At 72.4% G+C, this 23,050-nt stretch carries 23 protein-coding genes; 11 read left to right on the top strand and 12 right to left on the bottom strand.

Annotation, left to right across the window (positions count from 1 at the left end):
• Positions 1 to 3 precede the first annotated feature (3 nt).
• The 4 genes from AB0G59_RS14490 to coxB form a co-directional block, all read right to left on the bottom strand.
• The gene (locus AB0G59_RS14490) at positions 4 to 1,251 is read right to left on the bottom strand and encodes an Ig-like domain-containing protein (protein WP_360911427.1); all 1,248 of its coding nucleotides are present in this window, start codon (positions 1,249 to 1,251) and stop codon (positions 4 to 6) included.
• A gap of 116 nt (positions 1,252 to 1,367) precedes the next feature.
• Positions 1,368 to 1,766, bottom strand: coding sequence for a cytochrome c oxidase subunit 4 (locus tag AB0G59_RS14485; protein WP_071963527.1), 399 nt, complete (start codon positions 1,764 to 1,766; stop codon positions 1,368 to 1,370).
• On the bottom strand, positions 1,763 to 3,490 hold the full coding sequence (ctaD, locus tag AB0G59_RS14480) for a cytochrome c oxidase subunit I (protein WP_071963526.1): 1,728 nt from the start codon (positions 3,488 to 3,490) through the stop codon (positions 1,763 to 1,765). The genes AB0G59_RS14485 and ctaD overlap by 4 nt, the downstream gene beginning before the upstream one ends.
• A complete protein-coding gene (gene coxB, locus AB0G59_RS14475) occupies positions 3,487 to 4,458 on the bottom strand; it encodes a cytochrome c oxidase subunit II (protein WP_360911425.1) in 972 nt (323 codons plus the stop codon). The genes ctaD and coxB overlap by 4 nt, the downstream gene beginning before the upstream one ends.
• A 347-nt stretch (positions 4,459 to 4,805) precedes the next feature.
• On the opposite strand from coxB, the gene AB0G59_RS14470 reads away from it, so the two are divergent.
• On the top strand, positions 4,806 to 6,191 hold the full coding sequence (locus AB0G59_RS14470; protein ID WP_360911423.1) for an aminotransferase class V-fold PLP-dependent enzyme: 1,386 nt from the start codon (positions 4,806 to 4,808) through the stop codon (positions 6,189 to 6,191).
• A 123-nt stretch (positions 6,192 to 6,314) separates the two neighbouring features.
• On the opposite strand, the gene AB0G59_RS14465 is transcribed toward AB0G59_RS14470, so the two are convergent.
• Positions 6,315 to 7,289 carry a carbohydrate kinase family protein gene (locus tag AB0G59_RS14465; RefSeq protein ID WP_360911421.1) on the bottom strand — a complete coding sequence of 325 codons (975 nt, stop codon included), beginning with the start codon at positions 7,287 to 7,289 and terminating at the stop codon, positions 6,315 to 6,317.
• 167 nt (positions 7,290 to 7,456) lie between these two features.
• Here AB0G59_RS14465 and AB0G59_RS14460 point away from each other — a divergent pair, with 167 nt between their 5' ends.
• Positions 7,457 to 7,669, top strand: a complete 213-nt coding sequence (locus AB0G59_RS14460) for a hypothetical protein (RefSeq protein WP_360911419.1) — start codon at positions 7,457 to 7,459, stop codon at positions 7,667 to 7,669.
• Between the two features lie 123 nt (positions 7,670 to 7,792).
• The gene (locus AB0G59_RS14455; RefSeq protein WP_360911417.1) at positions 7,793 to 9,319 is read left to right on the top strand and encodes a hypothetical protein; all 1,527 of its coding nucleotides are present in this window, start codon (positions 7,793 to 7,795) and stop codon (positions 9,317 to 9,319) included.
• Positions 9,320 to 9,384: 65 nt separating this feature from the next.
• Here AB0G59_RS14455 and erpA read toward each other — a convergent pair whose 3' ends face one another.
• Entirely contained in the window at positions 9,385 to 9,741 is a 357-nt protein-coding gene (gene erpA, locus AB0G59_RS14450) for an iron-sulfur cluster insertion protein ErpA (RefSeq protein WP_071963520.1), read from the bottom strand.
• 246 nt (positions 9,742 to 9,987) lie between these two features.
• Between erpA and nadA the strand changes: the two genes are divergently transcribed.
• The gene (gene nadA / locus AB0G59_RS14445) at positions 9,988 to 11,175 is read left to right on the top strand and encodes a quinolinate synthase NadA (protein WP_360911415.1); all 1,188 of its coding nucleotides are present in this window, start codon (positions 9,988 to 9,990) and stop codon (positions 11,173 to 11,175) included.
• A 96-nt stretch (positions 11,176 to 11,271) separates the two neighbouring features.
• Here nadA and AB0G59_RS14440 read toward each other — a convergent pair whose 3' ends face one another.
• The 4 genes from AB0G59_RS14440 to AB0G59_RS14425 form a co-directional block, all read right to left on the bottom strand.
• Positions 11,272 to 11,958, bottom strand: coding sequence for a response regulator transcription factor (locus AB0G59_RS14440; RefSeq protein WP_360911413.1), 687 nt, complete (start codon positions 11,956 to 11,958; stop codon positions 11,272 to 11,274).
• Complete coding sequence (locus AB0G59_RS14435; RefSeq protein ID WP_360911411.1) at positions 11,955 to 13,253, bottom strand: histidine kinase; 1,299 nt, start codon at positions 13,251 to 13,253, stop codon at positions 11,955 to 11,957. Before AB0G59_RS14435 ends, AB0G59_RS14440 begins: the two co-directional genes overlap by 4 nt.
• A 96-nt stretch (positions 13,254 to 13,349) precedes the next feature.
• The gene (locus AB0G59_RS14430) at positions 13,350 to 13,628 is read right to left on the bottom strand and encodes a hypothetical protein (protein ID WP_071963517.1); all 279 of its coding nucleotides are present in this window, start codon (positions 13,626 to 13,628) and stop codon (positions 13,350 to 13,352) included.
• A 48-nt stretch (positions 13,629 to 13,676) separates the two neighbouring features.
• Positions 13,677 to 14,474: a PspA/IM30 family protein gene (locus AB0G59_RS14425; RefSeq protein ID WP_177337941.1), complete on the bottom strand. Its 798-nt coding sequence runs from the start codon at positions 14,472 to 14,474 to the stop codon at positions 13,677 to 13,679.
• 281 nt (positions 14,475 to 14,755) lie between these two features.
• Here AB0G59_RS14425 and AB0G59_RS14420 point away from each other — a divergent pair, with 281 nt between their 5' ends.
• Positions 14,756 to 15,349, top strand: a complete 594-nt coding sequence (locus AB0G59_RS14420; protein WP_360911408.1) for a DUF3043 domain-containing protein — start codon at positions 14,756 to 14,758, stop codon at positions 15,347 to 15,349.
• A gap of 101 nt (positions 15,350 to 15,450) precedes the next feature.
• Complete coding sequence (locus AB0G59_RS14415) at positions 15,451 to 16,164, top strand: methyltransferase domain-containing protein (RefSeq protein ID WP_360911567.1); 714 nt, start codon at positions 15,451 to 15,453, stop codon at positions 16,162 to 16,164.
• Between the two features lie 61 nt (positions 16,165 to 16,225).
• Here AB0G59_RS14415 and AB0G59_RS14410 read toward each other — a convergent pair whose 3' ends face one another.
• The gene (locus AB0G59_RS14410; RefSeq protein WP_071963514.1) at positions 16,226 to 16,441 is read right to left on the bottom strand and encodes a hypothetical protein; all 216 of its coding nucleotides are present in this window, start codon (positions 16,439 to 16,441) and stop codon (positions 16,226 to 16,228) included.
• A gap of 114 nt (positions 16,442 to 16,555) precedes the next feature.
• Here AB0G59_RS14410 and AB0G59_RS14405 point away from each other — a divergent pair, with 114 nt between their 5' ends.
• From AB0G59_RS14405 to AB0G59_RS14390, 4 genes are all read left to right on the top strand, one after another.
• Positions 16,556 to 17,755 (top strand): bifunctional adenosylcobinamide kinase/adenosylcobinamide-phosphate guanylyltransferase, encoded by a 1,200-nt coding sequence (locus AB0G59_RS14405; protein ID WP_360911406.1) that lies wholly within the window; start codon positions 16,556 to 16,558, stop codon positions 17,753 to 17,755.
• A 65-nt stretch (positions 17,756 to 17,820) separates the two neighbouring features.
• Complete coding sequence (locus AB0G59_RS14400; RefSeq protein WP_360911404.1) at positions 17,821 to 18,867, top strand: nicotinate-nucleotide--dimethylbenzimidazole phosphoribosyltransferase; 1,047 nt, start codon at positions 17,821 to 17,823, stop codon at positions 18,865 to 18,867.
• Positions 18,868 to 18,946: 79 nt separating this feature from the next.
• Entirely contained in the window at positions 18,947 to 20,713 is a 1,767-nt protein-coding gene (locus AB0G59_RS14395) for a phosphatidylglycerol lysyltransferase domain-containing protein (RefSeq protein ID WP_360911402.1), read from the top strand.
• Positions 20,710 to 21,429 carry a hypothetical protein gene (locus AB0G59_RS14390; RefSeq protein WP_360911400.1) on the top strand — a complete coding sequence of 240 codons (720 nt, stop codon included), beginning with the start codon at positions 20,710 to 20,712 and terminating at the stop codon, positions 21,427 to 21,429. The genes AB0G59_RS14395 and AB0G59_RS14390 overlap by 4 nt, the downstream gene beginning before the upstream one ends.
• Here AB0G59_RS14390 and AB0G59_RS14385 read toward each other — a convergent pair.
• The gene (locus tag AB0G59_RS14385) at positions 21,396 to 22,133 is read right to left on the bottom strand and encodes a hypothetical protein (protein ID WP_071963509.1); all 738 of its coding nucleotides are present in this window, start codon (positions 22,131 to 22,133) and stop codon (positions 21,396 to 21,398) included. The two genes, AB0G59_RS14390 and AB0G59_RS14385, sit on opposite strands and share 34 nt — an antisense overlap.
• 71 nt (positions 22,134 to 22,204) lie before the next feature.
• Between AB0G59_RS14385 and AB0G59_RS14380 the strand changes: the two genes are divergently transcribed.
• Positions 22,205 to 23,002: an adenosylcobinamide-GDP ribazoletransferase gene (locus tag AB0G59_RS14380; RefSeq protein WP_360911398.1), complete on the top strand. Its 798-nt coding sequence runs from the start codon at positions 22,205 to 22,207 to the stop codon at positions 23,000 to 23,002.
• Positions 23,003 to 23,050: the final 48 nt, after the last annotated feature.

Raw genomic sequence — 23,050 nt, 5'->3', positions numbered from 1 at the left:
GACCTACATCCGGGGACGCAGCCGGGCGGTGTCGGCGGGGCTCGTCCCCTCTCGTTTCCCGGCCGCCAGGGCGCTGCCCTCGCGCCACTGCTGCCACGGCATGTTCCAGTCCCCGAAGCCGTTGTCGAAGGGCGTCATGGTCGCGCCGGCGCTGCCCACGACCTTGACGACGTCGCCGACGCGCACGTTGTCGAAGAACCACTTGGCGTTCGCGGTGCTCATGCCGGTGCACCCGTGGCTGACGTTGTCCGCCCCCTGCGACCCCTCGGACCAGGGGGCGGCGTGCACGTATTCACCGCTCCACGTGACCCGGGTGGCCCAGTAGACCGGCAGGTCGTAGGAGTCGGAACTGCCCTCCGCGATGCCGATGCTGGTCCCGCGCATGCGTACGAAGGATTCCTGGCCCAGGATCACCTTGACCCCGTTGCGGGTGGCGTAGCCGGGTTTGCCGGTGGTCACGGGGATGGAGCGGATCTCCTCCCCGTTCCTGCGGACCGACATGTAGTGCCCGGCGGCGTCGGTGATGGCCTCGACGCGGTCGCCGGTGGTCAGGTGCACGGGCTTGGAGGGGCCGCCGTAGAGGCCGCCGCCGACCTTGATGCCGTCGAGGGTGGCGGAGACGTCGATGTCGGCGTGGGCGGGCCAGTACTCCTGCGGGCGGTAGTGCAGGGTGCGGTTGTCCACCCAGTGCCAGGCGCCCTCGACGGCCGGCCGGGAGCGGACCCGCAGGGTGCGCTCGACGACGGCGCGCGCCCCCGGGTCCTGGACGGGCTCGCTGAGCTCGGCGGTGATGGGCTGTCCGACGCCGTAGGTGCCGTTCTGCGGGCCGAAGGCGACCCTCAGCAGCCGGTCGGCCGGATTGGTGTCGAAACCGATCGTGCGGCGCCCCTGGGCGCCGTCCTCGTCCTCGGTGCTGACGCGCACGGTGTAGTGAGCGCCGGCCGCGAGCGCGCCGGTGCTGTGCCAGCGGGAGCCGTCGGGGGCGAGTTCGCCCTTGACGTACCGTCCGGCGGCGTCCGTGGCGGTGACGTCCGTGATCCGGTCGCCGCCGGTCGCGGTCACCTCCAGGGGCTTGCTCGGGTCGGCCTTGCGGCCGGAATCCGCGCCGGCGAGGTTCACCTGGTCCGTGGCGTCGTAGGGCGGGTCGGCCAGCGGGTTCGACGAGCCGCCGCACGCGGTCGCCCCCAGCGCCAGGGAGACCAGCACGAGGGCGCAGAGCGGCACCGTACGGCTTCGAACTGAGTGACTCATGGTCACACCGTAGGAAGAATCGCAACACATGGCCCGTGGAGTGCCGCAAACGGGTGGAAGCACGTCGGGCCCCGCACACCGTGAGGTGTGCGGGGCCCGAACGGGAGCTGCGGGAACTACTGGTTCTGGTTCTCGCCGCGGTAGAACTCGAACACCCAGCCGAAGAGGCCGACCAGGATGACCGGGGCGGAGAAGTACATCAGCCACCAGCCGAAGCAGATGCTCATGAAGGCCAGCGCACCACCGACGGCCAGGGACAGCGGCTGCCAGCTGTGCGGGGCGAAGAAGCCCAGCTCACCGGCGTCGTCGGCGACGTCCGCGTTCTTGTCGTCCCCGGCACCGGCGTCCACCCGGCGCGCGGTGAACGCCAGGTAGTAGCCGACCATGATGCACAGGCCGAAGGCCATGAAGAGGGCGGTCGTACCGGCCGCCTCCTTCGCCCACACGCCATAGACGATCGCCATGGCGAGGATGAAGACGGAGAGCCAGATGAACATCCGGCCTTGGATCTTCACTTGCCGGCCTCCTTGCCACCCGCGAGGGCCTTGTCAGCGGCGAGGTTCTCCTCGAGCTCCAGTGCCGCGATCTCCGGGTGGTGCAGGTCGAACGCCGGGGATTCGGAACGGATGCGCGGGAGCGTGAGGAAGTTGTGCCGCGGCGGCGGGCAGGACGTCGCCCACTCCAGCGAACGGCCGTAGCCCCACGGGTCGTCGACCTCGACCTTCTTGCCGTACTTGGCGGTCTTCCACACGTTGTACATGAACGGCAGCATCGACAGACCGAGCAGGAACGAGCTGATCGTCGAGATGGTGTTCAGCGTGGTGAAGCCGTCGGCGGCGAGGTAGTCCGCGTAACGACGCGGCATGCCCTCGGCACCCAGCCAGTGCTGCACCAGGAACGTGCCGTGGAAGCCCACGAACAGCGTCCAGAAGGTGATCTTGCCCAGGCGCTCGTCCAGCATCTTGCCGGTGAACTTCGGCCACCAGAAGTGGAAGCCGGAGAACATCGCGAAGACCACGGTGCCGAAGATGACGTAGTGGAAGTGCGCGACGACGAAGTACGAGTCGGAGACGTGGAAGTCCATCGGGGGCGAGGCCAGGATGACGCCGGTCAGACCACCGAAGGTGAAGGTGATCAGGAAGCCGACGGCCCACAGCATCGGGGTCTCGAAGGACAGCGAGCCCTTCCACATGGTGCCGATCCAGTTGAAGAACTTCACACCGGTCGGTACCGCGATAAGGAAGGTCATGAAGGAGAAGAACGGCAACAGCACGCCGCCCGTCACATACATGTGGTGCGCCCACACCGTGACCGAGAGACCGGCGATGGAAATCGTCGCCGCAATCAGGCCCCAGTAACCGAACATCGGCTTCCGGGAGAACACCGGAATGACCTCGGAAATGATGCCGAAGAACGGCAGGGCGATGATGTACACCTCGGGATGGCCGAAGAACCAGAAGAGGTGCTGCCACAGCAACGCGCCGCCATTGGACGCGTCGAATACATGCGCACCGAATTTACGGTCCGCCTCCAGCGCGAAGAGCGCGGCGGCCAGCACCGGGAAGGCCAGCAGGACCAGGACACCGGTCAGCAGGACGTTCCAGGTGAAGATCGGCATGCGGAACATCGTCATGCCCGGGGCGCGCATGCAGATGATCGTGGTGATGAAGTTGACCGAGCCGAGGATCGTGCCGAAGCCGGAGAAGGCCAGACCCATGATCCACATGTCGGCGCCGACGCCCGGCGAGCGGACCGCGTCCGACAGCGGGGAGTAGGCGAACCAGCCGAAGTCGGCCGCACCCTGCGGGGTGAGGAAGCCGGCCACCGCGATCAGCGAGCCGAAGAGGTAGAGCCAGTAGGCGAACATGTTCAGCCGCGGGAACGCCACGTCGGGCGCGCCGATCTGCAGCGGCATGATCCAGTTCGCGAATCCGGCGAACAGCGGCGTCGCGAACATCAGCAGCATGATCGTGCCGTGCATCGTGAACGCCTGGTTGAACTGCTCGTTCGACATGATCTGCGTGCCGGGACGGGCCAGCTCGGCGCGCATGAGGAGCGCCATCAGGCCGCCGATGCAGAAGAACGCGAACGACGTGACCAGGTACAGCGTGCCGATCGTCTTGTGGTCAGTGGTGGTGAGCCACTTGATCACCTGATTGCCGGGCTGCTTCTGGCGTACGGGTGGTGCTGCCGTGGCTGTTGCGGCGGCGGCACCCTGGGGTTCGTTGAGGATGCTCACTTGTTCTTGGTCTCCGCGTTCTTCGCGTGATCCGTCATCGCGATACCCGCCGGCTGGTAACCGGTCTGGCCCTTGGCCGCCAGCTCCTTCAGGTGCGCCTTGTACCGCTCCGGAGAGACGACCTTGACGTTGAAGAGCATCCGCGAGTGGTCCTGGCCGCAGAGCTCGGCACACTTGCCCAGGAAGGTGCCCTCCTTGTTCGGGGTCACCGTGAAGCTGTTGGTGTGTCCCGGGATGACGTCCTGCTTCATCAGGAACGGCACCACCCAGAAGGAGTGGATGACGTCCCGCGAGGTGAGGATGAACTGCACCGTCTCACCCTTGGGCAGCCACAGGGTCGGGCCCGGGTTGCCCGTCTGCGGGTTGCGGTCACCGGGGATGCCGACCTCGTAGACACCCTCCGCGCCCTGCGGTGCCTTCTTCAGGAACCGGTCGGGGATCGCGTCGAGCTCCTTGTTCTCACGGAGCGGCTTCGCCGGAGTGGCGTTGTTGCCGTCGACGTTCTCCATGTAGTTGAACGCCCAGCTCCACTGGAAGCCCACCACGTTCACGACGTGCTGCGGCTTCTCAGGGTTGGTGAGGAGCTTGTTCTCATCGCGCGCGGTGAAGTAGAAGAGCACCGAAACGATGATGATCGGGACCACGGTGTACAGCGCCTCGATGGGCATGTTGTACCGGGTCTGGGTGGGGATCTCCACCTTGGACCTGCTGCGCCGGTGGAAGATGACGCTCCACAGGATCAGGCCCCACACCAGTACGCCCGTAGCGAGCGCAGCCGCCCACGAGCCCTGCCACAAGGAGAGGATCCGCGGCGCCTCTTCCGTGACGGGCGTCGGCATGCCGAGGCGGGGGAAGTCCTTCGATGTGCAACCGGTGGCGGTCGCCAGGACAGCGCCCGCGGCCAGCGCCTGCAGCAGCTTCCGCCGCACCGGGCGCCGCGACGAGCGGTCGGAGCCGTTGGGACTCACGTAGCGCCTTCCCGAGAGTCTCGCCCGTGCGGCCGGCTGCGGCCGTCTCGCTGGTCGGTCGCCGGCCCGCTGCGGGCAGGGGTTTGGATGTTTATGCGGACCAAACCCTACTGGACGCTATTTGGGGTCGCGCGGGGAGGGTGCCCAACGCGCCGGTCCGGTCCCCGAAGGGGTGGAATCTCGGGATCCGGCGGCTATCTGGAGGACCGTCAGGGCGGCGTGCGAGCAGGTCGCAGGGGGTGCGCCGGGGCCGTCCGGACGAAGCCGGCCGAGGGGGCGGGCGACGGACGGCGGGCACCGGGCGACGGCCCCGCCGCTCGCACGCGCGGGGGCGTTAGCGTTCGTATGTGCCCTACTTCGACGCGGCCTCCGCCGCCCCCCTGCACCCGGTCGCCCGCCAGGCGCTGCTGGCCGCCCTCGACGAGGGCTGGGCCGACCCCGCCCGGCTCTACCGGGAGGGCCGCCGGGCCCGGCTGCTGCTGGACGCCGCCCGCGAGGCCGCGGCGGAGGCGGTGGGCTGCCGCCCCGACGAGCTCGTCTTCACCCCTTCGGGGACCCGCGCCCTGCACGACGGCATCGCCGGCGCCCTGGCCGGGCGTCGCCGGGTGGGCCGCCATCTGGTGGTCTCCGCCGTGGAGCACTCCGCCGTCCTGCACTCCGCCGAGGCCCTCCAGGCGGCGGGCGGCAGCGTCACCGAGGTGCCGGTGGACCGCACCGGGCGGGTCGGGCCGGGCGCGTTCGCGGCGGCGCTGCGCCCGGACACCGCCCTGGCGGCACTGCAGTCCGCCAACCACGAGGTCGGCACCGAGCAGCCGGTCGCCGAGGTGGCCGGGGCCTGCCGGGAGGCGGACGTGCCGCTGCTGGTGGACGCCGCGCAGTCGCTGGGCTGGGGCCCGGTGCCCGGGGGCTGGTCGCTGCTGACCGCGAGCGCCCACAAGTGGGGCGGCCCGTCCGGGGTGGGCCTGCTGGCCGTGCGCAAGGGGGTGCGGTTCGCCGCCCAGGGCCCGGCGGACGAGCGGGAGTCGGGCCGCGCCCCGGGCTTCCCCGCCCTGCCCGCGATCGTCGCGGCCGCGGCCTCCCTGCGGGCGGTGCGCCAGGAGGCGGCGGCCGAGGGCGCCCGGCTGCGCGCCCTGGTGGAGCGTGTGCGCTCCCGGGTGCCGGAGCTCGTGCCGGACGTGGAGGTGGTCGGCGACCCGGTGCGGCGCCTGCCGCACCTGGTCACGTTCTCCTGCCTGTACGTGGACGGCGAGACGCTGCTGCACGCGCTGGACCGCGCGGGCTTCTCCGTCTCCTCGGGCTCCTCGTGCACGTCCAGCACCCTGAAGCCCAGTCATGTGCTGCGGGCGATGGGGGTGCTGTCGGAGGGAAACGTCCGGGTCTCCCTGCCGTGGGGAACGACGGAGGCGGACGTGGAGAGCTTCCTGGAGGTGCTGCCCGGGACCGTGCGCGCGGTGCGGGAGCAGCTGGGCGCGCCCACGGGGGCGGCTCCCGCCCCGGCCGGCACGACGCCCGAGCTGGTCGTCGACTCGCTGGGCAAGCGGTGCCCGATCCCGGTGATCGAGCTGGCGAAGGTCATCGGGGACGTGCCGGTGGGCGGCCTGGTGACGGTGCTGTCCGACGACGAGGCGGCGCGGCTCGACATTCCGGCGTGGTGCGGGATGCGGGGGCAGGAGTACGTCGGGGAGCGCCCGGCGGAGCGCGGGGTGGCGTACACGGTGCGGCGCGTGGTCTGACCCGCCGCTTCGCGGCGGGATTCGCCCACCCGCCCGCCCGATCACTGTCAACGTCATGACGTTGGCGGTAACGGGCGGGTGGGTGGGCGGAAAAAGGGGTGTGGGGGCGGAGCCCCCACGGGGTCAGGCCAGGTGGGCCTGGACCTCGGCGGCGGCCTCGTGGCCGTAGGCCTTGGTGAAGCGCTCCATGAAGTGCCCGCGCCGCAGCTCGTACTCCTGGGTGCCCAGCGTCTCGATGACCAGCGTCGCGAGCATGCAGCCGACCTGCGCCGACCGCTCCAGCGACAGCTCCCAGGTCCGGCCCGCGAGGAAGCCCGCGCGGAAGGCGTCGCCCACGCCGGTCGGGTCGACCTTGGCCTCCTCCTGGGCGCAGCCGACCTCGATCGCCGGCTCGCCGGCGCGCTCGATGCGCACGCCCTGGGCGCCCAGGGTGGTGACGCGGGTGCCGACCTTGGCCAGGATCTCCTCGCCCGTCCAGCCCGTCTTGGACTCGATGAGCGCCTTCTCGTACTCGTTGGTGAACAGGTACGTCGCGCCGTCGATCAGGACGCGGATGTCGTCGCCGTCCATGCGGGCCAGCTGCTGGGAGGGGTCGGCCGCGAAGGGGATGCCCCGGGTACGGCACTCCTCGGTGTGGCGGATCATCGCCTCGGGGTCGTCCGCGCCGATCAGCACGAGGTCCAGGCCGCCGACCCGCTCGGCCACGGGCTGCAGCTCGATCTGGCGGGCCTCGCTCATCGCGCCGGTGTAGAAGGACGCGATCTGGTTGTGGTCGGTGTCCGTGGTGCACACGAAGCGCGCGGTGTGCAGCACCTCGGAGATGTGCACGGAGGCGGTGTCGACGCCGTGCCGGTCGAGCCAGGCGCGGTAGTCGGCGAAGTCCTGGCCCGCGGCGCCGACCAGGACCGGGCGCAGCCCGAGCAGGCCCATGCCGAAGCAGATGTTGGGGCCCACGCCGCCGCGGCGCACGTCCAGCTCGTCGACGAGGAAGGAGAGGGAGACCGTGTGCAGCTGGTCCGCCACGAGCTGGTCGGCGAAGCGGCCGGGGAAGGTCATCAGATGGTCGGTGGCGATGGAGCCGGTGACAGCGATACGCACGACGGGTCTGCTCCCTGGGGGGCGAGGTGACGAGAAAGGTCGACAAGAACCACACCACGCTACCGGGTCCGGCGACTTTGCCCGAGTCCGGATCCCCATGATTGGTAGGTAAATCTACCTAATAGTAGGTCTTACCTCGTCGGCTCCCCCATGCGTACGGTGCGGGTATGCCGAAGACTGTGAAGGACGTCACTTCCACCACGGATCCGGAATCGCTGGACGAGCTGCGCAGGGACTGCGCCCGGATGGCACCGCACTGGACCGGCACCGCCGGTGAGCCCCGCCGGGGCTCAGCGACGCCGCTGTCGCTCATTCACGGCGTGGTCGTTCCCGCCGGTTCGGCACGACTGCTGGACGGGATGTCGGAGTACGGCGACTGACGGTCCCCGAAGGCACACCGAAAGAGACAGTGGAACCGCTCGCTCCTGCACTCCGTCCAAGCGGCGTCCCCTTCAGGGGGGATGCGGCAGTACACATATTGAGCGGAGCGAAGGAGCGATGCGGTGAGCAGCGAGGGCAGCACTGCGGGCGGCAGCCCCGACAAACGGCAGCGGAAGCATTCGCCGCTGGCGGTGGCATCGGTGGCGGCGGCCGTGCTGCTGGCCGGCGGCGGCGGGGCGTACTGGGCGTCCACGGCGTCGGACGGCTCCGGCGGCGGCTCCGCGGGCGCGCCCGGCGACGGTGGCTCCCCCGCGCCGCTCGTGCTGGACGACTACGGGCGTACGGCCGGCTCCGGCGACTCCTCCCGGGGCATCGCGGTGGGCGAGCCCGATCCGCACGGCGCCCGCTACCGGGCCGAGGGCAAGCTGCCCCCGGGGCCGCGGACGGCGGCCGTCCACCTGCCGGAGCGCACGGTCTCGCGCGAGCGGGTGGCGGCCCTGGCCAAGGTCCTCGACGTCCAGGGCACGCCCCGGCTGGACGGGGGCACCTGGACGGTGGGCGGCGGCCGGGACGCGGCGGGGCCCACGCTGCAGGTGGGCGAGCGCGGGCCGGGCAACTGGTCGTACTCCCGCTACGGCGTGCCCGGCGGCACCCACTGCGTGCCGAAGGGCCCGGGGACCGAGCCCGGCCCGAAGGACGAGCCGGGGCCGAAGTGCCCCTCCTTCCGTGACGGCTCCCCGGCCCCGGACCCCGCCGCGGCGCGGCCGGTGCCGGAGGAGAAGGCCAGGAGCGTCGCGGCGCCGGTGTTCAAGGCGCTCGGCCAGGACGGTGCGAAGACGGATGCGGGCAAGGTGTCCGGGGCCCTGCGGGTCGTCACCGCCGAGCCGGTGGTGGACTCGCTGCCGACGTACGGCTGGCAGACGAACCTGCAGATCGGTTCGGACGCACAGGTGGTCGGCGGCAGCGGGATGCTGGACGTGCCGAAGAAGGGCGCGACCTACCCCCTGATCACCGCCGAGCGCGCGCTCCAGGAGCTGAACAAGGGCGCCGGCACCGGCCGGGTGAGCGTCGGCGGCTGCGCGACGGCCGTGCCGTTCAAGGACGACGGGGGCACGCCCTGCCCGGGCAAGCCCGAGGGGCCGGAGCCGGTGGCGGTGACCGGCGCGGTCCTCGGACTGTCGGCGCAGTCGGTGTCCGGGCGGCAGGCGCTGGTGCCGTCGTGGCTGTTCACGGCCCGGATGCCCGGCGACAAGAGCGGGACGGTCACCGTCGCCCAGCCGGCGGTCGACCCGAAGTTCATCGCCGGGCCGTCCGCGCCCCCGGCGGGCGGCGAGCCGAGCGGGAAGCCGACGGCCACCCCGCCGGCCGCCGGGCCGGTGCAGGTGGAGTCGTACACCGCGAGCGACGACGGCAAGAAGCTCGTCCTGCACTTCTGGGGCGGGGTGTGCAGCGACTACGCCGCACAGGCGGAGCAGTCCTCGTCGGCGGTGACGGTCAAGGTCACCGGCACCGAGAAGCAGCCGGGCCGGTACTGCGTGATGATGATCAAGCGCTTCGACACGGAGGTCGCGCTGGACGAGCCGCTGGGCGAGCGCAAGGTCGTGGACCTGGCGAGCGGGAACACCGTCCGCGAGCGGCAGCAGAAGTAGCCGGGCACGCAAAAGGGCGGCATCCCCGGTCGGGGTGCCGCCCTTTTCGCAGGTCCGTACGGCGCTTAGCTGAACGAGTCGCCGCAGGCGCAGGAGCCGGTGGCGTTGGGGTTGTCGATCGTGAAGCCCTGCTTCTCGATGGTGTCGACGAAGTCGATGGAGGCGCCGCCCAGGTACGGGGCGCTCATGCGGTCGGTGACGACCTTGACACCGTCGAAGTCCTTGACGACGTCGCCGTCGAGCGAACGCTCGTCGAAGAAGAGCTGGTAGCGCAGGCCGGAGCAGCCGCCGGGCTGGACGGCGACGCGCAGGGCGAGGTCCTCACGGCCCTCCTGCTCCAGCAGGCTCTTGACCTTGGCGGCGGCGGCGTCGGACAGGAGGATGCCGTCGCTCACCGTGGTCTTCTCGTCCTGAACGGACATCTGCTTCACTCCCGGGTTTGGTGCGGACTGCTTGCCTTCGGCAGCAACCCACGGCGTCCCGGATTCATTCCGGGCCTGGTCTGCTGACTTCCGTCTTTCATGCTCGCACACCGCTCGCCCGCCCGGGAATGTGTCACATCGACGCGATGGCCATCGTCAAACTGACGTGAACCGGTTATGATAGATAGCGTCAAATTGACGACAAGGCCCGAACCGGCCGTCCGCAGAACAGAAAGGGTGCGTGTCGTGACCACCGCCCAGCCCTTGGATTTCCAGGCTCCCTCCCCTTCGCCCCTTGCTCTCCTGCTGCTCGGCCGTGAGTCCGACCCCCGGAGCGAGCGCGGCGTGGAGTGCCCCGGCGATCTGCCGGCGCCGTCCGACCCGGACCTGGTGGAGCGTGCCCGGGCGGCCAAGGCGAAGCTCGGGGACAAGGTCTTCGTGCTCGGCCACCACTACCAGCGCGACGAGGTCATCGAGTTCGCGGACGTCACCGGCGACTCCTTCAAGCTGGCCCGCGACGCGGCCGCCCGGCCGGACGCCGAGTACATCGTCTTCTGCGGTGTGCACTTCATGGCCGAGTCCGCGGACATCCTGACCACGGCCGACCAGCAGGTCGTCCTGCCGGACCTGGCCGCGGGCTGCTCGATGGCCGACATGGCCACCGCCGAGCAGGTCGCCGAGTGCTGGGACGTCCTGACCGAGGCCGGCGTGGCCGAGGTGACCGTCCCCGTCTCGTACATGAACTCCTCCGCCGACATCAAGGCCTTCACCGGCAAGCACGGCGGCACCATCTGCACCTCCTCCAACGCCGAGCGGGCGCTGAACTGGGCCTTCGAGCAGGGCGAGAAGGTCCTCTTCCTCCCCGACCAGCACCTGGGCCGCAACACGGCCGTCCGCGACATGGGGATGTCCCTGGACGACTGCGTCCTGTACAACCCCCACAAGCCGAACGGCGGGCTGACCGCCCAGGAGCTGCGCGACGCCAAGATGATCCTGTGGCGCGGGCACTGCTCGGTGCACGGCCGCTTCTCGCTCGACTCCGTCAACGACGTGCGCGAGCGCATCCCGGGCGTCAACGTCCTGGTGCACCCCGAGTGCCGGCACGAGGTCGTGGCCGCCGCCGACTACGTCGGTTCGACGGAGTACATCATCAAGACCCTCGAGGCCGCCCCGGCCGGGTCGAAGTGGGCCATCGGCACGGAGCTGAACCTGGTGCGCCGCCTGGCGAACCGTTTCGCCAGTGAGGGCAAGGAGATCGTCTTCCTCGACAAGACGGTCTGCTTCTGCTCGACCATGAACCGGATCGACCTGCCGCACCTGGTGTGGGCGCTGGAGTCCCTGGCGGACGGCAAGGTCGTCAACCGCATCGAGGTCGACCCGGAGGTGGCGAGCTTCTCGAAGCTGGCCCTGGAGCGGATGCTGGCGCTGCCGTAACCGGGGCTCCGCCCCGGACCCCGGTCCGGGGCGCCGGACGGGCTGATGCAGCCCGTCCGGCGCTCGAGGACAAGGCACAGTCGGCCCGTCCGGCGCCTACTCGTTCCCCCGCGGCCGCACCAGCCCCGATTCGTAGGCGATCACCACCAGCTGGGCCCGGTCCCTCGCCCCCAGCTTGGCCATCGCGCGGTTGACATGGGTCTTGACGGTCAGGGGGCTGACGGTCAGCCGCTCCCCTATCTCGTCGTTCGACAGCCCGCCCGCCACCTGCGCCAGCACCTCGCGTTCCCGGCCGGTGAGCGCGTCCAGCCGGGCCGCGGGACGCGCCGGGCGGTCGGCGGGCTCGCCCTGCGCCAGGAACTTCGCGATCAGTCCCTTCGTCGCCGCGGGCGACAGCAGCGCCTCCCCCGCCGCCGCGATGCGGATCGCGGCCAGCAGCTCGTCCGGCTCCGCGCCCTTGCCCAGGAAGCCGGAGGCGCCCGCGCGCAGCGACTGCACCACGTACTCGTCGACCTCGAACGTCGTCAGCATCACCACCCGCACCGCCGCCAGCGCGGGGTCCGAGCAGATCGTGCGGGTCGCGGCGAGGCCGTCGGTGCCCGGCATCCGGATGTCCATCAGCACCACGTCGGGGACGTGCGCACGGGCCAGCTCGACCGCCCGGTCGCCGTCCGCCGCCTCCGCCACCACCCTCATGTCCGGCTCCGAGTCCACCAGCACCCTGAAGGCGCTGCGCAACAGGGCCTGGTCGTCGGCGAGGAGAACGGTGATCGGCTCAGTCATGGGCCCAGCCTAGGCTCGCCCGCACCGCTCGTACGGGCCTGCAGCGGCAGCACCGCGCGCACCCGGAAGCCGGCCGTGCCCTCCCCGCGCGGGCCCGCCTCGCAGGTGCCGCCGAGGGCGACGGCGCGCTCGCGCATCCCGATCAGCCCGTGGCCGCCCGCACCGTCGGCGGGCGGGGCGGGCCGGCCGCCGCCGTTGTCCAGGACGGTCAGCTCCAGGCCGGCGGGGCCGCGCACCAGCGCCACCTCGGCCCGGGCGTCGGGGCCCGCGTGCTTGTGCACATTGGTCAGCGCCTCCTGCAGCACGCGGTAGGCCGTGAGGTCCACGGCCCCCGGCAGCGGTCCGACGACGGCGGCGGCCTCGTCGGCGCCCGTGCCGGTGCCGGGGCCGCCGGGCAGGGTGGAGGCGGCGGTGACGTCGACGCGCAGCCCCACCCGGGCGAAGCCGTCGACGAGCTGGTCGAGCACGCCGAGGCCGGGTGCCGGCTCGGTGGGGGCCTCGGGGTCGCCGTACTGCCGCAGCAGGCCCACGGTGGCGCGCAGTTCCTCCAGCGCCGAGCGGCTGGCCTGGCGGACGTGGGCGAGGGCCTGTTTGGCCTGCTCGGGGCGGCTGTCCATGATGTGCGAGGCCACGCCCGCCTGGACGTTGACGAGCGCGATGTGGTGGGCGACGACGTCGTGCAGCTCGCGGGCGATGCGCAGCCGTTCCTCGGCGACGCGGCGCCGGGCCTCCTCCTCGCGGGAGCGCTCGGCGCGCACGGCCCGCTCCTCGATCGCGGCGACGAAGGCGCGGCGGCTGCGGACGGCGTCCCCGGCGGCGCCGGCCATGCCGGTCCAGGCGAACAGCCCGAGGTTCTCCTGGGCGTACCAGGGCGGCGGGCCGAAGAGCATGACGGCGGCGGTGAGGACGGCGACGGTCACGGCGACGATGCGCCAGGCGGTGGGGCGCTCGGTGCGGGCGGCGACGGTGTAGAGGGCCACCGCGACGCTGGTGGCGATCTGGGTGCGCGGCGGGCCCCCGTCGGTGACGGTGACGGTCCCGGCGACCGTCAGGGCGCAGGTCAGGCCGAGGACGGCGCGCGGCCGGCTGCGGCGGGCCACCAGGCAGGCGCAGGCGGCCATCGAAAGTAAGAGGAAGCCGAGGCCGGGCGGCCTGCGGTCGTCGTGCGGGCCCACGTAGGAACCGGTGAGGACGAGGCCGAGGACGAGGACGGCCAGCAGGGTGTCGGCGGCGAACGGGTGGGCGAGCAGCCAGCGGTGCGGGCGGGCGAGGCCCGTGGCGGCGAGGGAGGTCATCGCGGTCCGATCGGAGGGCGGGCCGGTGCGTGGAGCGACGGCGCCCCCGTCCCGGGAGGGGACGGGGGCGCCGTCTGTGCCGAGTGTGCCGGGGGGTCAGCCCGGGATGAGGCCGTCGTCGCTGAGCATCGCGCGCACGTCGGCCAGGGAGGCGTCGGGCGCGGGCAGGATCAGTTCGGAGGGTTCCAGCGCGTCGTCGGGCAGCGGCGTGCCCAGGCGGCGCACGGCGTCCAGGAGGGCGGCCAGCGTGCGCCGGAAGCCTTCCTCGTCGCCGCTCTCCACCTCTTCGAGCAGCTCGTCGTCCAGCTTGTTGAGCTCGGTGAAGTGGCTGTCGGCCACCTTCACCTGGCCCTCCCCCATGATCCGTACGATCATGACGGTCTCCCTTGCCTCAGGGCGAGTCGTGCCTACGGGCCGATTCTGTCAGCTCTTGTCGAAGCGCGGCTGGTCCTGGGACTGCGCGGGCCGGGCCTGGCCGGCGGGGCCGCCCTCGATGGCCTGCTGCTGGCCGCTGGTGCCACCCGCCAGCTCGGCCTTCATCCGCTGCAGCTCCAGCTCCACGTCGGAGCCGCTGGAGAGGCGGTCCAGCTCGGCGGTGATGTCGTCCTTGGCCGTGCCCGTGGGGTCGTCGAGCGCGCCCGAGGCGAGCAGCTCGTCGATCGCGCCGGCGCGGGCCTGCAGCTGCGCGGTCTTGTCCTCGGCGCGCTGGATGGCCATGCCGACGTCGCCCATCTCCTCGGAGATGCCGGAGAAGGCCTCGCCGATCCGGGTCTGGGCCTGGGCGGCGGTGTAGGTCGCCTTGATGGTCTCCTTCTTCGTGCGGAAGGCGTCCACCTTGGCCTGCAGGCGCTGGGAGGCGAGCGTGAGCTTCTCCTCCTCGCCCTGGAGGGTCTGGTGCTGCGTCTCCAGGTCGCTGACCTGCTGCTGGAGCGCGGCGCGACGGGTCAGCGCCTCGCGCGCCAGGTCCTCGCGGCCCAGCGCGAGCGCCTTGCGGCCCTGCTCCTCCAGCTTGGTCGACTGGGTCTGCAGCTGGTTGAGCTGGAGCTCCAGGCGCTTGCGGGACGTCGCGACGTCGGCGACGCCGCGCCGTACCTTCTGCAGCAGCTCCAGCTGCTTCTGGTACGAGTAATCGAGGGTCTCGCGCGGATCCTCGGCCCGGTCCAGGGCCTTGTTGGCCTTCGCGCGGAAGATCATCCCCATCCGCTTCATGACACCGCTCATGGGCCTCGCGCGCCCCCTTCTGACCGACAAGATCGGGCTTCGGCTCTCAGCACATCTACAGAACCCACAGTACGGGGCCTGCTTCCATTACCGCACTGTTCGGGCCGCGATGCGCTCCTCCTCCAGGACGATCACAAGGTCGTCCTCCTCCGGCCCAAGGAGTAGATGAGGATCCAGGGAAGGTGGGGGACGCCGGCGCGGGGTACGGGGGCGCAGGCCGTTGCCGGATCGTTCCCGGGAGGGCTGGGGCAGGGGGCCGCGACCCCGTACCCTTGGGTTTCGTGTTCCGAAGCCGTTCGAAAGCGCAGGCCGCATCCACCGAGGTGACCGCGGACCAGCCCAAGCAGCCCCGTGACCCGCAGGCCCCCAAGGGCCGCCCCACCCCCAAGCGCAGCGAGGCCAACTCGCAGCGCCGCTCCCTGGCGCAGACGCCCGCCAACCGCAAGGAGGCCGCCAAGCGCCAGCGCGAGGCGCGCCGCGTCGACCTGGCCAAGCAGCGCGAGGCCCTGGCCAGCGGGGACGAGCGGTATCTGCCGGCCCGTGACAAGGGTCCGGTGCGTTCCTTCGCCCGTGACTTCGTCGACGCCCGGTACTCCGTGGCGGAGTTCTTCCTGCCGCTGGCCGTGCTGATCCTCATCCTGAGCATGGTCAACCGCGGCAAGTTCCAGTCGTACGTCCTGCTGGCGTGGCTGGTCGTGATCCTCCTGATCGTCGTCAACTCCGTCATCACGGGCATCACCCTCAAGCGTGCCCTCAAGCAGCGCTTCCCGGACGAGCCCACGCGCGGCGCGGTGCCGTACGCCCTGATGCGCACGCTGCAGATGCGCCGGCTGCGGCTGCCCAAGCCGAGGGTCAAGCGCGGGGAGAAGCCCTGAGCGCCTTCGCCTCGGGCAGCGCCTTCGCGTCGGGCTTCGGTGGTGGCGCGGAGGGGTGGCTGAGCGGGCTCGGGGGGCTGCGGAACATCGTCCGCCAGGAGCTGGTGGCCCGCCAGATCGACGAGCAGATAGCCGCCCGGTTCCCCGTCGGGCGGCGGCTGCGCGTGCTCGACGTGGGTCCCGGCCAGGGCACCCAGGCGCTGCGCCTGGCCCGGGCCGGCCATGAGGTCACCGGCCTGGAGTCCGACCCGAGGATGGTCGCGGCCCTGCGCGAGGCGCTGGCCGCCGAGCCCGAGGGCATCCAGGAGCGGGTGCGGATCATCGAGGGCGACGGCCGGGACACCGGGGCGCACTTCCTGCCGGGCGCCTTCGACATCGTCCTCTGCCACGGCGTGCTGATGTACGTGCCGGAGCCCGACCCCATGCTCGCGGGCCTGGCCCGGGTGCTGGCGCCCGGCGGTCTGCTGTCGCTGGTGGTGCGCAACGCGGACGCGCTGGCGATGCGGCCGGGGCTGTCCGGCGACTGGGACACCGCCCTCGCGGCCTTCGACTCCCCCGCCTACACCAACCGCATCGGCCTCGAGGTCCGCGCGGACCGGCTGGAGACGCTGACGGCGACGCTGGCCGGGATCGGGGCGCCGCTGCACAGCTGGTACGGCGTGCGGGTCTTCACCGACCTCGCCGGCGACGAGGAGCAGCCGCCCGCCGGTGAGGAGCTGCGGAAGCTGCTGGCCGCCGAGGACCGGGCCGGGCGCACCGACCCCTACCGCGCGGTGGCGGCGCTGCTGCACCTGTGCGGAGTACGGGGCGGATAAGAGAAGCGAAAGCCGTCGGCCCGGGACCTCGAAGGTCCCGGGCCGACGGCTTTCGCGTCGCTCAGCCCTCCGCCGCGGCGTGCAGGCTCATCGGCGCCGCGTAGATCTCGGTGTCGTCCTCGAACAGCCGCACCTGGTCCACGCCGCCCTCCAGCAGGGCCCGCCATTCCTCACCGATCCAGGACTCCGCGTCTCCCTGGGTGGTGAACTCCTCCGGCTCCACCGCGGGAGACGTCTCCGTCCCGTCGGCCTTCTCGAACCGCCACGTCCACACCATGTCCGCCTCCTGGGGCCTGCAGTGAGTGTCCGTGTCGCAGCCTAACGGCCCGTTAGCCGCGAGAAAGGGTGAGCCCCGCGCGCCTGCGGTGCGGGGACGCGAGACGATCAGTGGGTGGATCTGACTCTCCTCGGCACCGGAGCCCCCCAGGGGCTGCCGCGCCCCGGCTGCCCCTGTGCCGCCTGCGCCCTCGCCGTCGGCGGCGAGACACGGGCGGCGACCGCCCTGCTCGTCGACGGCGCCCTGCTGCTGGACCTCACCCCCGGCCCGGCGTTCGCCGCGGCCCGGGCGGGACGCTCGATCGCGGGGGTGCGCCAGGTGCTGCTCTCGCATCCGCACGACGGGCCCGCCGTGGAGTTCCCGGCCGGGCTGCCCGCGCCGGTCCGGGTGCCGGACGGGCGCGAGCTGTCGGTGATCAGCGGCCACAAGGTGCGGGCGATGGCCCTGGACGCGCCGGGCACGGGATACGAGGTGACGTCCCCCGACGGGGAGCGGCTGCTGTACCTGCCGCCGGGAGCGGCGCCGGCCGGGCTGGCCGGACTGCCCGGCCCGTACGACATGGTGCTGCTCGACGTCCTGGGCCGGCCCGACGCGCTGGCCCGGCTGCGGGAGTCCGGGGCCGCGGGGCCGACCACGGACGTCGTCGCGGTCCACCTGGACCACGACGTCCCGCCGGGCCGGGAGCTGCACCGGCGGCTGGCGGCGGCGGGTGCGCGCACGGTGCCGGACGGCACGACGCTGACCGTCGGCGACTACCACGAGGTGCCGGACGTGCCCCGGCGGACGCTGGTGGTGGGCGGGGCCCGCTCCGGCAAGTCCGTGGAGGCGGAGCGGCGCCTGGAGTCCTTCCCCGAGGTGCTCTACGTCGCCACGAGCGGGACGCGCGAGGGCGACCAGGACTGGACGGACCGCATCGTGCGGCACCGCGAGCGCCGGCCGGGATCATGGCGCACGGTCGAGACGTGCGACCTGGTGCCGCTGCTGGCGGAGGAGGGCCCGCCGCTGCTGATCGACTGCCTGGCGTTGTGGCTGACCGACGCGATGGACTCCGTCGGGGCGTGGGACGACCAGGTGTGGGCCGAGAGCGGCGAGGCGGCCCTCGCCGAGCGGGTCGCGGAGCTGGTGGCCGCGATACGCGCCACGCCGCGCACGGTCGTGGTGGTCAGCAACGAGGTCGGCTCGGGCGTCGTCCCGGCGACGGCCTCCGGCCGCCGCTTCCGTGACGAGCTGGGCCGCCTGAACGCGGCCGCGGGCGACGAGTGCGAGCACGTGCTGCTGGTGGTGGCGGGCCAGGCGCTGCCGCTGCGCGGCTGACGGGCCGGACCCCGGGCCCGGCCGCAGCCCGAACGGCCGGGCCCCCCACGGGTAATGTGTCGCGGATGAGCGGTCTGAATCTTGATGACTTCGCCTCGCTGATCGAGCGCCCCGACTCCGGCGTGCGGCGGGACGCCGAGGAACGGCGGGAGCGCCTCGGCCCGCGCCCCGGCGCGCTGGGCCGGCTCGACGAGCTGGGCGAGTGGCTCGCGGCCGCGCAGGGGGCCGTGCCGGTAAAGCCGATAGAGCGGCCCAAGGCGCTGCTCTTCGCGGGCGACCACGGGGTCGCGGCCCTGGAGGTGTCCGGCGGGCCGAAGGGCGGGGCGCTGGAGCTCGTACGGGCCGCCCTCGACGGGCGGAGCGCGGGTGCGATCCTGGCCCGCCGGTTCGGCGCGGAGCTGCGCGTGGTGGACATGTCGGTGGACTGCGACCCCGGCGAGCTGCCCCAGGACGTCACCCGGCACCGGGTGCGGCGCGGCTCGGGCCGCATCGACATCGAGGACGCGCTCGGCGCCGAGGAGGCGGAGCGGGCCTTCCGCGCCGGGATGGCCGTCGCCGACGAGGAGGCCGACTCCGGCACGGACCTGATCGTCCTGGGCGATCTGAGCGTCGGCGGCACCACGGCGGCGGGCGCCCTGATCGGCGCCCTGTGCGGCACGGACGCGTCCGTGGTCACCGGCCGGGGCGGCTTCGGCATCGACGACCTGGCCTGGATGCGCAAGTGCGCGGCGATCCGCGACGCGCTGCGCCGGGCCCGTCCGGTCCTCGGCGACCAGATGGAGCTGCTGGCCGCGGTCGGCGGCGCGGACCTGGCCGCGATGACGGGCTTCCTGCTGCAGAGCGCGGTGCGCCGCACCCCGGTGATCCTCGACGGCGTCGTCTCCGCCGCGTGCGCGCTGGTCGCCCAGCGGGTGGCCTTCCGGGCGCCCGACTGGTGGCTGGCCGGGCAGGCGAGCGGCGATCCGGCCCAGACGAAGGCACTCGACCGGATGGCGCTCAACCCTCTCCTCGACCACGGCGTCACTGTGGGCGAGGGGACAGGGTCACTGCTCGCCCTGCCATTGGTGCAGGCGGCCGCGGCCCTGGCGGCGGAGCTCCCCGAACGCTCCTGACGACACCGGCCGGGCAAGCCCGTCACCGGGTCGCGAGCGCCCGGAATTCCGCCGCACATGGGCCCCATAATCACTTTTCATGGGAGAAGTCCGCTTGACTCCGGATGAGGGCGCCCGCGGTGGTACCTGGCAGCGGCGTGCCGCGTCGTTCGCGGTGTGGTACCTGCGTGCCGTTACGTTCGTCAATCTGCTCGGCGCGGTCTGGGTGTCCTTCGGTTCGGACATCCGCCGGCACAACGTCGAGGAGTACTTCACCCCGTATCTGCTGACGGCCGGCTTCGCGCCCGCGGTGGTGTCGCTGTTCATGGCGATCACGCTGCGCCGGCGCAAGCGGGCCGCCTGGATCCTGAACCTGGTGCTGGCCGGGCTGCTCCTGCTGCTGCTGGCGTTCGTGATGTTCTTCCCGGAGTTCCGGCGGCACGCCCTGAACTGGTTCTCCCTGGTCACCACCGCCCTGTTCGTGCTGGCGCTGCTGGTGGGCCGCCGGGAGTTCTACGCCAAGGGCGACCGCTCCAACCCCAAGCTCGCCACGGCCGTCGCCGCCGGCGGACTGCTGGTCACCTCGCTGATCGCCGCCGGGCTGGTCACGGTCACCAACCAGGCCACCGACGAGCAGCGCTCCACCTTCCTGGACCGCTGGCACTACGGCGTCATGCGGCTGATCTCGATCGCCGCCGACGACACCCGCTACGCGGGCATCGCCCCGCCCGGCTGGGTCGACGTCGTCATCAACGTGATGAGCACGATCCTGCTGATCGTCGTGGCGTACGCCGCCTTCCGCTCCCGGCGCGCCACCGACCCCCTCACCGCCGGGGACGAGGCGAGGCTGCGCGAACTGCTCGACAAGTGGGGCGACCGCGACTCGCTGGGCTACTTCGCCCTGCGCCGCGAGAAGAGCGTCCTGTGGTCCCCCTCCGGCAAGGCGGCCGTCACCTACCGCGTCATCGGCGGCGTCTCCCTGGCCTCCGGCGACCCCATCGGCGACCCCGAGGCATGGCCCGGCGCCATCGAGCCCTGGCTGGCCGAGGCCCGCGAGCACGGCTGGGTCCCCGCCGTGATGGGCGCGGGCGAGGAGGCCGGCACGATTTACGCGCGGCACGGCATGGACGCCCTGGAGCTCGGCGACGAGGCGATCGTGGACACCGCCGAGTTCACCCTCGAGGGCCGCGCCATGCGCACCGTGCGCCAGGCCTACAACCGCGTCAAGCGCGCCGGGTACACCGTCCGCATCCGGCGGCACGAGGACATCCCCGAGGAGGAGATGGCCGAGCTGCTGCGCCGCGCCGACGACTGGCGCGACGGCGCGACCGAGCGCGGCTTCTCCATGGCGCTGGGCCGCCTCGGCGACCCGGACGACGGGCGCTGCGTGATGCTGGAGTGCCATGACGGCGAGGGCGATCTGCGGGCGCTGCTGAGCTTCGTCCCCTGGGGGCCCAAGGGCCTGTCGCTGGACCTGATGCGCCGTGACCGGGACTCCGAGAACGGCCTGATGGAGTTCATGGTCATCGAACTGCTCCAGCAGGCCCGGGCCCTGGGCATCACCCAGGTGTCGCTGAACTTCGCCATGTTCCGGTCCGTCTTCGAGCGCGGCTCCCGGCTGGGCGCGGGCCCGGTGCTGCGGATGTGGCGCTCGCTGCTGAGCTTTTTCTCCCGCTGGTGGCAGATCGAATCGCTCTACCGAGCAAATGCGAAATACCGCCCCATCTGGGAACCTCGTTTCATGCTGTTCGAGAAGAGCAGTGACCTGCTGCGGATCGGTATCGCCAGCGCCCGCGCCGAGGGCTTCCTGGAGGCTCCCGGCCTGCCCAAGTGGCTCAACCGCAAGCACTTGGAGAGCCGGCGATGAACCGCGCGGCGCTGCTCCGCGCCGCGCGCACCGAGTGGGGTCCGTTGTATACGGCCGTGTGGGGGACGTTCCGGCGCAGACACGCGTGGGCCATCCCCATGACGCTCTCGGCCGTCGTCCTCACCGCCGTCTTCCAGATCGTCCAGAACCAGCCCTGGGGCTTCGGGCCCGTCCAGCGGCTCGGCTCCGTCCAGGCGGAGCTGCCCTGGTGGCTGGCGCTGCTGCGGACCCCGCTGTCGCTGTTCGTCCCCGCCCTGGACCTGCCCGTGTGGGGGGCGCTGGCCCAGATCCTGATCGTCTTCGGCCTGGCCGAGGCCGCGCTGGGCATGGGGCGCACCCTGGCCGTCGCGTACGTCGCCACCCTCGCGGGGACGATGTACGCGCGGCTGGCCATCGCGGTGGGGCCCGACTCCGTCCTGGGGCTGCCCCCGGAGGCCGCGAAGATCATCGACACCGGCCCGTCGGCGGCGGTCGTCGGCCTGGCGGTGTACGTCTCCTGGCGCTACCGCGCCTGGTTCACCTGCGCCCTGGTGGTACTGGCCATGGTGGGCGAGGTCCTGGTCAAGCCCAATCTGGCCGGCAAGGAGCACATCGCCGCCGTGGCGGCCATGCTGCTGGTGTGCGGCGTGGACGAGCTGCGCAGGCGGCGCAAGCCCCGCCGTGACGCCCACCGCGAGCGCGATCAGCGGTCCGGGGCGCCGGCCAGCAGATCGTGAAGCCTGTTGCGCGCCGCCTCCCAGCGCGCGTCGTGCCGGTAGGCGCGCACCCGGGCCCGGCGGCGGGCCCGCGGCCGGTGCCGGTAGAAGCGCCGCGCCCACGGTGAGCCGGGCCGGGCCAGCCGCACCGCGCCCACGATCGCCACGAACGGCACCACCGCGCCGATCAGGGCGATCCGCGGCTTGCCCTTGGCCAGGGCGAAGAGGGCGATCAGGAAGTTGAGCAGGGTGTTGGTCACCACGATGGTGCGGTTCTGCAGCTCGTCCGGCGTCAGCTCGTTCACCCCGAACGGGGAGAAGCCCAGGAGGACCAGGGCCACGAGAGCCGCCGTCAGCACCACCATCTCGACGCTCTTGCGGCCCTGCTCGGTCCAGTACACGTCGTCCAGGTGGAGGACGAGCGCGAACTCGTCCAGCACGAGCCCCGCGCCCATGCCGAACAGCACGGCCGCGACCGCCGCCCCGAAGCCACGCTGTCCCTCGGCCACCGCGCCGAAGCCGCCGACCACCATCAGCACCACGCCGGGCACCACGTGATGGACGTGCAGCCCACCGGGCCTGATGTTGCCGAACGGGCCCTTGCCCGCCCGGATCAGCCGGGTGATGACCCGGGTGACCAGGAACGTCAGCACGAACGCGGTCAGCGCCAGCAGCAGCGGCAGCTTGCCCGGCTCGACGATGTTGCGTGTCAGCCAGTGACCCATGGCACTCCCGCTCCGCTCCGCGCTCTCCCGGCCAAAGTACTGCCCGCGGGCGGCGGGATACCCTGCCCGCGATGACCGACACGACACCCGTCCGGCCCACCGTCGGCGACGCCCTGCGCTTCGCCTTCGGCACCCTCACCGTGCTGCCCGTCCCGCTCACCCGCTGGGACCGGCGGACCGCCCGCGGCGGCATGCTCGCGGCGCCGCTGGCCGGTCTCGTGGTGGGCGGCTGCGCGGCCGCCGCCGGGCTGCTGTTCCTGCTGCTCGGCTCGGGCCCGCTGCTCGCCGCCGTGGCCTCCGTCGCGGTGCCCGCGGTCCTCACCCGCGGGCTGCACCTGGACGGACTCGCCGACGTCGCCGACGGACTGGGCAGCGGCAAGCCCGCCGAGGACGCGCTGCGCATCATGAAGCAGTCGGACATCGGCCCCTTCGGCGTCATCGCCCTCCTGCTGACCCTGCTCGGCCAGGTCGCCGCCCTCGACGAGCTGTACGCCGCAGGCTGGACGCACGGCGCCCTCGCGGCGGTCGTGGCCGCCCTCGCCGCACGCTGCGCCCTGACCCTCGCCTGCCGCTCCGGCGTCCCGGCCGCCCGCCCCGACGGGCTGGGGGCGGCCGTCGCCGGCGCCGTCCCCCGACCGGCCGCCCTGGCCGTGGCGGCGCTCGCGGCCTGCGCGGCCGCCGGCGCGGGCGCGCTCGCCGGCCCCCAGGGGGCACTGCGCTCGGGGCTCGCCGTCCTGCTCGCGCTGGCCTGCGGTGAGCTGATGCTGCGTCACTGCAGGCGCCGCTTCGGCGGGGTGACCGGCGATGTGTTCGGCGCCCTGGCGGAGACCGCCGCGACGGCCGCGCTGCTCGCCTCGGCCCTGGGCTGAGCGGCCCCGCGGGGATACGCTCTCACGTGCCCAAAGGCCCGAGCCCGG

The organism is Streptomyces sp. NPDC021096, from assembly GCF_040641275.1.
Taxonomy (GTDB): Bacteria; Actinomycetota; Actinomycetes; order Streptomycetales; family Streptomycetaceae; genus Streptomyces.
The sequence above is the reverse complement of the archived record's forward strand: the minus strand, read 5'-3'. Positions and strand labels throughout refer to the sequence as shown.

Bases quoted from the DNA above. Each gene is read 5' to 3' on its own strand.
- AB0G59_RS14490 (WP_360911427.1), bottom strand. From the start codon at position 1,251: ATGAGTCACTCAGTTCGAAGCCGTACGGTGCCGCTCTGCGCCCTCGTG.
- AB0G59_RS14460 (WP_360911419.1), top strand. From the start codon at position 7,457: ATGCCGAAGACTGTGAAGGACGTCACTTCCACCACGGATCCGGAATCG.
- erpA (WP_071963520.1), bottom strand. From the start codon at position 9,741: ATGTCCGTTCAGGACGAGAAGACCACGGTGAGCGACGGCATCCTCCTG.
- AB0G59_RS14440 (WP_360911413.1), bottom strand. From the start codon at position 11,958: ATGACTGAGCCGATCACCGTTCTCCTCGCCGACGACCAGGCCCTGTTG.
- AB0G59_RS14435 (WP_360911411.1), bottom strand. From the start codon at position 13,253: ATGACCTCCCTCGCCGCCACGGGCCTCGCCCGCCCGCACCGCTGGCTG.
- AB0G59_RS14430 (WP_071963517.1), bottom strand. From the start codon at position 13,628: ATGATCGTACGGATCATGGGGGAGGGCCAGGTGAAGGTGGCCGACAGC.
- AB0G59_RS14425 (WP_177337941.1), bottom strand. From the start codon at position 14,474: ATGAGCGGTGTCATGAAGCGGATGGGGATGATCTTCCGCGCGAAGGCC.
- AB0G59_RS14410 (WP_071963514.1), bottom strand. From the start codon at position 16,441: ATGGTGTGGACGTGGCGGTTCGAGAAGGCCGACGGGACGGAGACGTCT.
- AB0G59_RS14400 (WP_360911404.1), top strand. From the start codon at position 17,821: ATGAGCGGTCTGAATCTTGATGACTTCGCCTCGCTGATCGAGCGCCCC.
- AB0G59_RS14395 (WP_360911402.1), top strand. From the start codon at position 18,947: ATGGGAGAAGTCCGCTTGACTCCGGATGAGGGCGCCCGCGGTGGTACC.
- AB0G59_RS14390 (WP_360911400.1), top strand. From the start codon at position 20,710: ATGAACCGCGCGGCGCTGCTCCGCGCCGCGCGCACCGAGTGGGGTCCG.
- AB0G59_RS14385 (WP_071963509.1), bottom strand. From the start codon at position 22,133: ATGGGTCACTGGCTGACACGCAACATCGTCGAGCCGGGCAAGCTGCCG.
- AB0G59_RS14380 (WP_360911398.1), top strand. From the start codon at position 22,205: ATGACCGACACGACACCCGTCCGGCCCACCGTCGGCGACGCCCTGCGC.